At 43.2% G+C, this 12,016-nt stretch carries 13 protein-coding genes; 5 read left to right on the plus strand and 8 right to left on the minus strand.

Annotated features, from left to right (window positions below):
• Positions 1 to 84: 84 nt before the first annotated feature.
• Genes L8S15_RS09020 through folA form a run of 3 tightly spaced genes read left to right on the plus strand, consistent with a single transcriptional unit; the run spans position 85 to position 1,845 of the window.
• Complete coding sequence (locus L8S15_RS09020) at positions 85 to 852, plus strand: threonine/serine exporter family protein (RefSeq protein ID WP_010434431.1); 768 nt, start codon at positions 85 to 87, stop codon at positions 850 to 852.
• Entirely contained in the window at positions 852 to 1,325 is a 474-nt protein-coding gene (locus tag L8S15_RS09025) for a threonine/serine exporter family protein (protein WP_016767785.1), read from the plus strand. The genes L8S15_RS09020 and L8S15_RS09025 overlap by 1 nt, the downstream gene beginning before the upstream one ends.
• Before the next feature lie 40 nt (positions 1,326 to 1,365).
• Positions 1,366 to 1,845, plus strand: a complete 480-nt coding sequence (gene folA, locus L8S15_RS09030) for a type 3 dihydrofolate reductase (protein WP_280572753.1) — start codon at positions 1,366 to 1,368, stop codon at positions 1,843 to 1,845.
• A 101-nt stretch (positions 1,846 to 1,946) separates the two neighbouring features.
• Here folA and L8S15_RS09035 read toward each other — a convergent pair whose 3' ends face one another.
• The 6 genes from L8S15_RS09035 to lptD all read right to left on the minus strand — a co-directional run bounded on the left by L8S15_RS09035 (position 1,947) and on the right by lptD (position 8,733).
• A complete protein-coding gene (locus L8S15_RS09035) occupies positions 1,947 to 2,750 on the minus strand; it encodes a symmetrical bis(5'-nucleosyl)-tetraphosphatase (protein ID WP_010434437.1) in 804 nt (267 codons plus the stop codon).
• Between the two features lie 31 nt (positions 2,751 to 2,781).
• On the minus strand, positions 2,782 to 3,162 hold the full coding sequence (apaG, locus tag L8S15_RS09040) for a Co2+/Mg2+ efflux protein ApaG (protein ID WP_016767783.1): 381 nt from the start codon (positions 3,160 to 3,162) through the stop codon (positions 2,782 to 2,784).
• Positions 3,163 to 3,260: 98 nt separating this feature from the next.
• On the minus strand, positions 3,261 to 4,076 hold the full coding sequence (rsmA, locus tag L8S15_RS09045) for a 16S rRNA (adenine(1518)-N(6)/adenine(1519)-N(6))-dimethyltransferase RsmA (protein ID WP_010434444.1): 816 nt from the start codon (positions 4,074 to 4,076) through the stop codon (positions 3,261 to 3,263).
• A complete protein-coding gene (gene pdxA, locus L8S15_RS09050; protein ID WP_016767782.1) occupies positions 4,073 to 5,062 on the minus strand; it encodes a 4-hydroxythreonine-4-phosphate dehydrogenase PdxA in 990 nt (329 codons plus the stop codon). The genes rsmA and pdxA overlap by 4 nt, the downstream gene beginning before the upstream one ends.
• On the minus strand, positions 5,052 to 6,347 hold the full coding sequence (gene surA / locus L8S15_RS09055; protein ID WP_010434450.1) for a peptidylprolyl isomerase SurA: 1,296 nt from the start codon (positions 6,345 to 6,347) through the stop codon (positions 5,052 to 5,054). The genes pdxA and surA overlap by 11 nt, the downstream gene beginning before the upstream one ends.
• A gap of 43 nt (positions 6,348 to 6,390) precedes the next feature.
• Positions 6,391 to 8,733, minus strand: coding sequence for an LPS assembly protein LptD (gene lptD, locus L8S15_RS09060; protein WP_081323873.1), 2,343 nt, complete (start codon positions 8,731 to 8,733; stop codon positions 6,391 to 6,393).
• 149 nt (positions 8,734 to 8,882) lie between these two features.
• Here lptD and djlA point away from each other — a divergent pair, with 149 nt between their 5' ends.
• Together djlA and L8S15_RS09070 are read left to right on the plus strand one after the other, a co-directional pair.
• On the plus strand, positions 8,883 to 9,737 hold the full coding sequence (djlA, locus tag L8S15_RS09065) for a co-chaperone DjlA (RefSeq protein WP_280572762.1): 855 nt from the start codon (positions 8,883 to 8,885) through the stop codon (positions 9,735 to 9,737).
• A gap of 57 nt (positions 9,738 to 9,794) precedes the next feature.
• On the plus strand, positions 9,795 to 10,340 hold the full coding sequence (locus tag L8S15_RS09070) for a DUF924 family protein (protein WP_280572764.1): 546 nt from the start codon (positions 9,795 to 9,797) through the stop codon (positions 10,338 to 10,340).
• Positions 10,341 to 10,440: 100 nt separating this feature from the next.
• Here L8S15_RS09070 and L8S15_RS09075 read toward each other — a convergent pair whose 3' ends face one another.
• The gene (locus L8S15_RS09075; RefSeq protein WP_010434460.1) at positions 10,441 to 11,223 is read right to left on the minus strand and encodes a DUF547 domain-containing protein; all 783 of its coding nucleotides are present in this window, start codon (positions 11,221 to 11,223) and stop codon (positions 10,441 to 10,443) included.
• A gap of 189 nt (positions 11,224 to 11,412) precedes the next feature.
• Positions 11,413 to 12,015 (minus strand): 3-isopropylmalate dehydratase small subunit, encoded by a 603-nt coding sequence (gene leuD, locus L8S15_RS09080; RefSeq protein ID WP_010434463.1) that lies wholly within the window; start codon positions 12,013 to 12,015, stop codon positions 11,413 to 11,415.
• Position 12,016 lies beyond the last annotated feature (1 nt).

Consider the following 12,016-nt stretch of genomic DNA (forward strand, 5'->3'; position numbering starts at 1 on the left):
TTTTTTTGTATCTAAATCATGACGTCTCTCTATTTTTTATGCAAAATTTATCTTTAGATAATTAACGCCTATGGGAAGGAAATCATGGCATCGAAGCAAAGAGCGATCTCAAGACTCGTCGCTCAATCAGGACAAATGTTATTAGCACATGGTGCAGAGAGCACATTAGTCGGCGATATTATGCGCCGTATCGGTATCGCTTGTGGGGTGAATGAGGTTGAAGTTGCACTGTCAGCCAATGCGTTGGTCGTGACAACAGTAATGGATGACCATTGTATAACGACAACTAGAAGCTGTGCTGATCGTGGCATTAATATGCAGGTGATAACAGAGATTCAACGTGTTTGTATCATGATGGAGAAAGGGATTCTTGATTATGATTTAGCTTACAAGAAGATCCAAGGGATCAGCCCTGAACGTTATAACCGTTGGCTGGTTGTAGTGATGATTGGATTATCATGTGCTTCTTTTAGTCATCTTGCTGGCGGCGATTGGCACGTGTTCATCATGACCTTTATTGCATCCGCTTGCGGCATGATCGTAAGACAAGAGATTGGTCACCGTCACTTTAACCCACTACTAAATTTTGCCATTACGGCATTCGTTACTACGACCATCTCTGCTCAGGCGGTGCTCTACAATATTGGTGGTCAACCCACCATCGTGATGGCTTCGTCAGTATTGATGCTAGTGCCCGGTTTTCCCTTGATTAACTCTGTTGCGGATATGCTTAAAGGCCACATCAATATGGGGTTGGCTCGTTTTACCATGGCCAGTCTATTAACCCTAGCGACAAGCTTAGGTATTGTTGCAGCGATGAGCCTTTCAGACGTGTGGGGGTGGGCAAGCTAATGACTATCTTTGAATTATTGGTAGGCCTTCTGAACGATATGTTTTTTGCGGCGATACCTGCCGTCGGCTTTGCATTGGTCTTTAACGTACCACAACGTGCGTTGATCTACTGTGCTCTCGGAGGGTCTATTGGCCACGGTAGCCGTTATTTAATGATGCATTTCGGCATACCTATTGAGTGGGCGACGTTCTTCGCGGCTACATTGGTAGGGATGATTGGAGTCCATTGGTCACATAAGCTCTTGGCACACCCTAAAGTGTTTACCGTCGCAGCGCTGATTCCCATGGTACCTGGTGTGTTTGCCTTTAAGGCGATGATTGCCATGGTTGAAATTAACCGGGCAGGATACAACCCGGAGTTATTGGCTTTGTTGATGGAGAACTTTTTGAAATCGATGTTTATTATCGCAGGGCTTGCGGTTGGCTTAGCGGTGCCCGGCCTGTTATTCTACCGCCGTAGACCTATCGTCTAGCTTCAATTTCACTCTCAAGTAAGGACAGGACCTTCGATTTATGATCATCAGTATGATAGCGGCAATGGCAGACAATCGTGTAATCGGTAAAGATAATCAGATGCCCTGGCATTTGCCTGCGGACTTTGCATGGTTTAAGCGCTCAACCATGGGTAAACCTGTCGTGATGGGACGTAAGACCTATGACTCTATTGGACGTCCTCTACCTGGTCGATTGAATGTCGTAATCAGCCGCGATGAAAACTTAGAGATTGAAGGTGTGGCGACAGTTACTTCGATTGAACAAGCATTAGAACTGCTAAATGATGCTGATGAAGTGATGATTATTGGTGGCGGTTCAATTTATGAGAGTTGCTTACCTAAAGCTGACAAACTGTACCTGACTTACATCGATTTCGTTGTTGATGGAGATACTCAGTTCCCTGAGTGGGGAGAGGGTTGGAAGCAAGTTTTTAGTGAGACTTATCAATCGGATGAGAAGAATAAGCACAACATGGAGTTTGTTATTCTCGAACGTTAGATTGAGGTTTAAGTCGTAATATCTTGATGCATGCTTGCGCTATTTAGCTATTTAGCTATTTAGCTATTTAGCTATATCGCAAGCATGATTTTTTCGTGTTTTTATAGTGCTTCTTGAGTAAAAAACTGTCTGTCTTCCCAGCGCAGTGCCGTCAATTGTCCTCCCCAAACACACCCTGTGTCTAAACCTATCACATCTTTCCCTGAGTAGCCTTCTAATGCAGCCCAGTGTCCAAATAAAACCGTCTTATCCAGTTCTATACGTTGTGTAAGGTCAAACCAAGGTACCAAAGGCTCAATGGTAATTTCGTTTGGTGGAAGTTTACAGGCCATATCAAGTCGACCATCAGTAAAGCAAAATCGCATTCTAGTCAGACTGTTGATCGCATAGCGATAGCGCTCAATGCCTTCTAAATCTTGATGCCATAAATCAGGCGTATTGCTGTACATATTCTCGATAAGCCATTGCCATTGTTCTGATTTTAATAAGTCAGCTATTTCTCGGCTTTCGATACGTGCTCGTTCTAGATCCCATTGCGGTGAGATACCTGCATGAGACATTACGAACTCTGAATGTTCCTGAATTAAAGGTTGTTGCCTTAGCCACTCAAGTAACGTCTCCCTATCTTCTGCATCAAGGATAGTTTGAGTTTTATCTTTTGGCTTAGCCGAAAATAGCCCTAAGGAAACCGCAAGTAGATGCAAGTCATGATTGCCTAATACAACCTTAGCTGCGTCACCAAGGTTGCGAATAAAGCGTAGTGTCTCCAATGATTTAGGACCTCGAGCGACTAAATCACCAGCGACCCATAAAGTATCTTTGTGTTTATCAAAACTGATAGTTTCAAGCAGCAACTGAAGTTCGTCGAAGCACCCTTGAATGTCTCCGACAATGTAATTCGACAAAATAATTTCCTGTAAGTAGTAGAGGTGTGTACTAATTAAGAATGTTAGGGATGGCGAGCCTGAACGGGTCGACTTCAGTTATGAAATCGATGCCTTTGTGATCAGTCATAACATAATGACCTTGCATAACACCCACAGGAGTTTCGATGACGGTACCACTGGTGTAAGTATATTCATCGTTGGCTTCAATCACAGGTTGTTGCCCAACCACACCATCACCTTCAATAGTGAGTTGTTTACCGTTGGAGTCAGTAATTAGCCAGCGACGTGACATAAGTTGTACCGTTGTTTTACTGAGGTTTTTGATGGTAATGATGTAAGCGAAGACGTAGCGGTTCTTCGTAGGTTCAGATTGTTCCTCTATGTATTTAGAGTGAACCTGACATTTGATACAAGGCGTAGATATATCCATATTCGCACCTTTTGTTGTTTGTATGCTAAGGGCAAAAGACCCTATAAAAGTTTTACATAAAAAACAGGCCCCTCACCGTAGTGTAGGAGCCTTTTGACTTATTTTTCAGTGTTGTGACTGTCATGCAACCAGTTCGCCATATCGACAAACTGTTCGAGCGTCAGGTTTTCAGGGCGCATGCCAGGGTTTACCCCTAACTCTTCAAGCACCTCTTTACTGATTAAGCTTTTGTAGCAGTTACGTACTGTCTTGCGACGTTGGTTAAAACCTTCGCGACATACGCGGTCCAACCATTTAAGATCTTTTGCCGGATAAGGCAGCACTTCATATGGCTGAAGGCGTACGACAGCAGAATCTACTTTTGGTGGCGGAACGAATGCTGTTGGTGGTACTTCTAGCACTGGTGTCACTTTACAGTAGTATTGAGCCATGACTGTTAGACGACCATAAGCTTTAGTGCCAGGGCCTGCTGCTAGGCGGTTCACCACTTCTTTTTGAAGCATAAAGTGCATGTCTTGCACATCTTTATGGAACTCAAAAAGATGGAACATCAATGGTGTAGAGATGTTGTATGGCAAGTTACCGAAGATACGTAGCTTGTTGTTTGGCTTAACAAGTTGTTCGAAATCGAACTTCATTGCATCACCTTCATAGATCGTTAACTTCTCAGCAAGATCAGGGTGATTACGCAGACGTTCAGCAAGATCTCTATCCAGTTCAATTACTGTGAATTTATCGACAAGTTTGCCAACAGGCTCTGTAATAGCACCAAGACCAGGGCCAATTTCTACCAAGTTTTGGCCTGGTAGTGGGTTAATACTCGATACGATGCCATCTATAATGTATGGATCGTTAAGGAAGTTTTGACCAAAACGTTTACGCGCTTTGTGCCCTAAGTGGACATCATTTCTCATTGCTTTTTCTCTACTAATTCAATGGCGTGCGTGAGCGCTGTTCTAAAGCTCCCTGTATCGGCTTGGCCTTTCCCTGCCAAGTCTAAGGCGGTACCGTGATCGACTGATGTACGAATAAACGGTAAGCCTAGTGTGATGTTCACTGAGCGACCAAACCCTTTGTATTTCAATACAGGGAGTACTTGGTCGTGATACATACCTAAAACAGCATCTGCATCTTGCAAATATTTTTCATTAAAGATGGTATCTGCTGGCAATGGGCCAACTAAATTGATGCCATCTTTCTGGCGAATTTTTTCTAGCGTAGGGGTGATGGTTTCTATTTCTTCACGGCCTAAACAACCATCTTCACCTGCATGTGGGTTTAAGCCACACACGTAGATAGTCGGTTTCTCTATTGCAAACTTTTCGACCAAATCTTTATTCAGAATCGCAATAATTTGCTCTAATCTGTCTTCGGTCACAGCTTGAGATACATAAGCTAGTGGGATGTGCGTTGTGACTAATGCAACACGCAGCCCTTCAGTTGCCAACATCATCACCACGAGTGGTGTATTGGACTTCTCTGCAAAGAACTCGGTATGACCGCTAAAAGCAACGCCAGCTCGGTTAATTACACCCTTGTGAACAGGGCCGGTGACAATAGCATCAAATTCGTCATTCATACAGCCAATTGCGGCGGTTTCTAAAGTATTTAATACGTAATGACCGTTAGCTTCGTTGAGTTGGCCTGCGATGGCGCTTTCAGCTAATGGAACGTGTTTCACTACTAAAGTACCAGAGCGTTGGGGTTGCTTAGGCGCCATTGGGTCGTAATCCAACAGCTCAACTTCAATCCCTAACATTTCCGCTCGCTGCGCGAGTAAATTTTTATCGGCACACACCACGAGTTGATGAGGCCAACTTTCTTGAGACAAAGCCAGAGTTAAATCTGGACCTATCCCTGCGGGTTCACCTGCGGTAATGACAAGGCGTTTAGTTGTCATTTTGGTCGTCCTCAACCATTTCAACAAAGGCACTTGCTCTTACTTCTTGTAGCCAAGCGCCAGCTTCTTCATTGAACTTGCGGTTAAATAGTATTTGGTAAGCTTTGTTCTTCAAAGCAGAATCCGTACGATCAACTTCTCTGCGGTCTAATACTTCAACAATGTGCCAACCGTGAACCGTTTTAAATGGTGCGCTGATTTTCCCTTCAGGAAGAGTTTCTACTTGGTGTTTGAACTCTGGAACATATAAATCAGGCGTTTGATAACCTAGTTCGCCATCTTGAACTGCAGAACCTGGGTCTTGGCTGTACTGCTGAGCAAGCTCTCCAAAGGTCGCTTCACCAGCGTTCACGCGACGAGTGATTTCTTCAAGTTGTTCTTTGGCACCGTCATCACTCAGGATTACGGTAGGTTTAATCAGGATATGACGTGCATTAACTTCGGTAACAGCAACGGTTTCTAAGCCTTTTACGTCTTCAATTTTTAAAATATGGAAGCCAACACCGCTGCGGAAAGGACCGATAATGCTGCCTTTGTTTTGCATTTTGATTTGGTCTGCAAAAATGGTTGGCATCTCTTCTTTTCGCATCCAACCCCAATCACCACCTTGTAGTGCTTTCGGGCCTTTAGAGTAAGTATAAGCCATGGTGCTGAAGTCTTTACCTGAGTTTAGCTCTTCAACTAAATCGTTAGCTTGAGCTTCTAGCTCTTCCTTTGTTTGGTCATCGTTAAAGCGAAGTTGAATGTGTCCAATTTTGTATTGAACGGTCGCGTTAGTTTCTTGCGCTAAGATGTCTGCTAGGTTATCGACTTCAGCTGGAAGAATGTTGATGCGGCGACGAACTAAGGCGTTACGAGCTTCACTGGCTGCAATTTCTTTTCTTACTTGCTCACGGAATGCATTGTAGCTAAGGCCCTCTTCTGCAACCGATGCGGTAAGTTGCTCTACCGTTTGATTGTTGTCTTTCGCGATACCTTCAATTGCCTGGTCGAGTCGAGCGTCATCGATACGAACGCCAATACGTTCCGCTTCTTGAGTTTGAATCGTATCAATGATTAATTTTTCTAGAACTTGTTCATTCAACACGTCTTGTGATGGTAATGTTTGACCGCTTTTCTTCGCGTTTGCACGTAACGTCTTCATTGAAGCGTCGATATCGCTTTGTAAAATTACGCCTTCGTTAACGATCACTTTTACGCTATCGAGTTCAACTGGCGCAGCATAGCTTACAGATAAAGTACAAGCCGATGCGATAGCGATTAATGTGCGTTTCCACAATGTCATGTGTAGTCCTTTAAATTTACTGATGTTTTATCAATAAAGAGAATTAATTATTTAAGAAGAATGGGCGACCGTAACTTAGAGAGTTGTCTGAACTACTATCCCCAACTGCGCCTGAATCAGAGCCTAGATTAGTACCAAAGCCAACAATACCGAAATTCACACCAAAGTTATTTTCATATTCAGGTGTAGTATTTGGATCACTAATATTATTTGTCAACTGGTTGCTATACGTAAATCCGATATACCAACAATCCGATTTATAGTTCAAGCGAGCCAACCACTCTAGATTCTCTTGTGTCGTTAAATCATAGAAGTATTGAGCACTGGCATTCCACTTCCGCGAAATTTGATAAGCACCAAGCAAACCGGCTTGAGAGATACCATCACGAGTTATTGACCCAACATCGATACTTTCGCCTACATTATCCTCAATATATTCTTCCGTAACATAGCGATAGTTGGTTTGTATATAACCACCAGCAAAGCGGTATTCAAGTGTACTGTTGGCAAGTTGCATTGAAGCTGAGTCAATGTCGTATTGCACGCCACCATGGTAGAACAGATAATCATCGTAGTTGAAGTCCATTTCAATAGCCCAAGATGAATAATTGGTTTTTTCGCCCGAGTCTTCGCTGCTGCTCAGAGCTTGCTTTGTGTCTTTGTCGAAATAAAAAATTTGACCAAAAGAGATATTAAGACGTTCTTTATATTCGTCATCAAAGAATCGAGATGACGCGCCATAACTTATCTGGTTTGCCGCTGCAATACGATCTACACCACTGTATTTACGGCTTCTGAATAGGCCGTAGTAATCGGTCTGTAGTAGCGTTGTATCGTAAAGGCCAATATCGCTTTGATCTTGTTCGGGAACATACAGGTACTGTACTTGTGGCTCGAGTGTTTGAGTGTAGTTGTTGACTATCTTGGTATCTCTTTCTAGAACGATACCAGCGTGACTTCTAAACTCAGGAATCACTCGACTTACCGATTCCTCTAGGCCTTCGTAATCGGAACCAGAACCAGTGTCAACACCATCAAGATCCTGTTGATAATAAGTTCCAAGTAATCGAGCTTCTGTTGTCCACGTACCCCAGGTGTTGCCGACAGGAATCGTAATACCAGGTTCAACGTGGACACGAGTTGCGGATGGCTTGCCCGAGGCGTCTGTATCGAATAATGAAACATGACTGATTAAATCGAAGTCTAGGTAATCCATCACCTCAGGAGCATAATAGTTATACTCAAGTTGTGGCATTAAGCGATAAGGCAAGTTATTACTTGTTGTGAGGACTTGGAAGTCTCGGACCAATACTGATGCATCCCAGTTTTGAGAACGGTAAGTTGCTTGCCCTTCTTGAAGTAATTGTCCGTCTTCACGACTACCGATTCCTGAACTCATATCCGTAAAATAATCAATATCACTGACTTTAGAGTAATCGACTTCGAACAACCAAGATTGCTGAAATATTCCTGAATGTTCTAGTTGGAAACCCCAACGATCGCCTTTGTCTGTGTACTTTTGATCGTCTGGTAAATATTCAGACTCGAGGCTGCCTGAACCGAAGTCACTCAAGTATCTGAATTTACTGTTAAGTTGAGTGCCACGCTCTTGCATATACTTGAAGGTGGTTTCCAAGTCGTAGTCTGGAGCTAAGTTCCAATAAACAGGAATCTCCGCTTCAAAACCATCGCTAGAACCGTATGACACGGTTGGATACAAGAAACCGGTTTTACGTGTATCACCGACTGGTACGGTTAAATACGGTAAGTAAAAAACAGGGACACTTTGGATCTCAAAGCGTGGATTATAAAAAGTAGCTTGTTCTTCGTTCTGGTCGACGCTGATACTTGATGCTCTTAGGCGCCAGGCGTTGTCGCCAATAGGGCAAGAGGTAATGGAACCGTCTTCGATTTCATAAACTGCTTTGCCCGTCTTAGATACGTAGACTGCATTACCGCGCCCTGGCTCGCAAAGAAATTCGTAATCGGTATTTTCTAGCGTCATTTCATCTGTAGTCAGATTATTCGTTGCTCTGTCTGACACTGACTTGATTTGACCATCACTAAAGTTTACGTTGCCTTCAGCTACAACGATGTTTTCTTGTTGGTGTAGAGTTACATTGTCAGCAAGAATGGTTTTATTTCCTTGCGTAACTCTTACATCTCCTGAATATATTGCTTTGTCACCATTGATAGCTTCTAAGCGATCTGACTCAACATGAGCGGGTAGCTGTGTCTCGTTTTCTGCAGCGGGCTCGATCAAGCATTGATCTATAGAGGGCATTTCCTGCACACTACTATCGGTAATTGTTTCAGCTTGAGTTGTCGACACGTATAACGCTGTCGTTATCGACGCGGCTAACAAGGTGCGGGAAAAACATTGCATGAAGTTGAACTATCCTGTGTCACTAGATGAAGGGTTGATCTAGTATCAATCCAATTAATAAACCATTTTCCTTATGATAAAGGAAATATTAGCATTCAGCATCATCAGACAGCATTACTCAGACAAAATTCATAGATAGAGAACACATAATGCAAATATTTGGCAAAATTTTGGGCGCTTTTTTTGGCTTTCTATTTGGAGGGCCGCTTGGTTTAGTTTTTGGCCTATTTTTAGGGCACCAATTCGATAAAGCTCGCCGATTGAACCAATCTGGTTTCAATAGTTCTGGTTTTGGTCGAGGTCCAAGCCAAGCAGAAAGACAGAACGAGTTTTTTAAATCCGCCTTTGCGGTTATGGGGCACGTTGCTAAAGCGAAAGGGCAGGTAACGCCGGAAGAGATTCAACTCGCTTCTACCATGATGGAACGCATGAACCTGCATGGCGAACAGCGCAAAGCGGCGCAAGATGCATTCCGAGATGGAAAAGAGAGCGACTTCCCTCTGAGCGACGTACTTGAGCGTGTAAAAATCTCATCGGGTGGTCGTTTTGATCTTTTGCAGTTCTTTTTAGAGCTACAAGTCTCTGCTGCGTTTGCTGATGGAAGCTTGCACCCGAGTGAGCGTCAGGTTCTGCATAAGATAGCTCAAGGCCTAGGGTTTTCGGCAGAGCAACTAGAGCGCCGCTTGCAGATGCAGGAAGCAGCGTTCCGTTTCCAACAGCAAGGTGGAAGCTTTGGGGGGCATCAAGGCCATGGGCAATCATCAGGTTGGCAACAGGCTTCGCAACAGAACCAGCTTGGCGATGCATATAAGGTTCTTGGTGTGAGTGAAAGTGCTGATGGTAAAGAGATGAAGAAAGCCTACCGTAAATTGATGAATGAGCATCACCCAGATAAACTGATGGCGAAGGGCTTACCGCCTGAGATGATGAATGTTGCGAAAGAAAAATCGCAAGAAATTCAAAATGCTTATGACCTGATAAAGAAGGTCAAAGGTTTTAAGTAATCGAACACCAAACCGAGTAATAACAAAGTTACTCGGTTTTTTATTAAAGGGAATTATATGACGTTAACGTATCAGAATGTTCTAGAGTTTTGGTTCGATGAATTGACGCCTAAAGATTGGTTTACTGGCGGCGCCGAGATTGACGCTTTGATAGCGTCTCGTTTTTCTGAACTGCACAAAGCCGCCATTCAAGGTGAGTTATTTGAATGGCGTCAGACAGCAGAGGGTCGCTTGGCTGAGATTATCGTGCTTGACCAGTTTTCTCGGAATCTTGGTAGAAATAGTCCAGATGCGTTTACTGCAGATCCTATGGCGTTGGTTCTAGCTCAAGAAGCGGTAGCGAGTGGCTTTGATCACCAACTCAATCAACAACAGAAAAGCTTCCTCTACATGCCTTATATGCACAGCGAATCTTTGCTGATGCATGAACAAGCGGTGCTGCTTTTTTCCCAGACAGGGCTAGAGAATAACCTTGATTTTGAGTTTAAGCACAAGATGATCATTGAGCGTTTTGGTCGTTACCCCCACCGCAATGAAGTACTAGGTCGAACTTCGACTCCTGAGGAAGTTGAGTTCTTACAGCAACCAGACTCAAACTTTTAATTGTGGATATACGGTCAAAGAATTGATAAGAGGCTAGTGGTTAATAAAACCTCTAGCCTCTTTTTTTGTTTAGCTTTAGTGATTAACTCTCGCGTTAGAACTAGTTTGCTTGGTTAAGTGACCAATCATAGTCATAACTTATTTTCCCCGTGTACGTTACCGGCTTTGTTCTGTATTTATCTAAGTGTTTAATCAGTTGTTGTTGGTTGCCAAAATCAACAGCAAACCATTCGTAAATCGATGACAATTGAAGCTGGTTGTTGTTAACCAATACACCCTTATCACTATTGATATACTCAGCTGCAGCGAGTTCTAGCAACATTTCTGTATTATCAGAAGTAAATGCTTGAGATTGTAGATTAGGACAACCTAGACTTGCACAGTTCACCGCGTAATGAGTGCGAGGGTCTTGCCAAATCGGTCTTAAAATTCGATGTTCGATATCATTGAGTGTCAGTGTCTTTCCATTAACTGCAACTACATCATCTCCCCAAGGTCCAAAACTGAATAGTCCGCCGAGCTTAGTGATAGATTTAATTGGGTATGCATTAAGAATCAAATCAACAGTCACTGCATTGTATAGGTTAACCCAATAGGCATACTGTTCAGCTTTTGGATAGTCGAGAGGGTCAATCTGTTCAAGTCGGCTTATGTACTGCTTCAGTTTGGTTTTGTCTGAAGAACTCACCGTTTGATATCTAACTAAGGCGTGTTGACCTTGTTTTACTAAATAGTTATCGAGGAATTGTTGCCAATCTTGATGAGAAACTTGCTCAGAGTTGGCTTCATTACTTTGATTCCAGTAAGGCCAAAGTTCGGACTTAGGCGCAGACCACGCGAAGGTTGAGAAAAGTAGGCTGATAATAACAAGTAGTTGTTTCATGGCATTCTCCTGATGACTGACTACTAAGACCTTGTGGCTTACTATTTTCTTTCATAGCTCTTCAGTTAAACCACAGAGTTGAGTTAAATGAAGAAGTTGAATCGAATAAAAAAGGTTGGCACTGGGCCAACCTTTAGGTGTTATTGAAAACGCTTACTCTATTTCTAGACTGTGCTATTTCATGGTTCTTTATTTCAGGAAGCTAGGAATCTTTGCTTCAAATTCTGAGATTTTATCGGCGTGCTGAAGTGTAAGGCCTATGTTGTCTAAACCATTCAGTAAGCAGTGACGACGGAACTCATCAATTTCAAACGAGTATTCTTTACCATTAGCACTGACTTTCATCGCTTCTAAATCAACAGTGATTTCAGCGCCTTCATTCGCTTCTACGAATTGGAATAGCTCATCTACCTCTTGCTCAGTCAATCGAACTGGCACCATTTGGTTGTTGATCGAGTTACCATAGAAGATGTCTGCGAAGCTTGGCGCGATCATCACTTGAATACCATAATCAGCAAGCGCCCAAGGTGCATGTTCACGAGATGAACCACAACCGAAGTTTTCACGAGCGAGGAGAATTGAAGCACCTTTGTAGCGAGGAGCGTTCATTACAAACTCTGGGTTTGGTTGTTGGCCTGCATCATCTAGGAAGCGCCAATCGTGGAATAAGTGCTTACCAAAACCGATGCGGTTTACTTTCTGTAGAAACTGCTTTGGAATGATCGCATCCGTATCGATGTTGGCCGTATCTAGAGGAACGACTAATCCGGTGTGTTGTTGAAAACCTGACATG

Origin of the sequence: Vibrio sp. S/42/10 (assembly GCF_029890535.1) — a bacterium.
Lineage (GTDB): Bacteria > Pseudomonadota > Gammaproteobacteria > Enterobacterales > Vibrionaceae > Vibrio > Vibrio cyclitrophicus.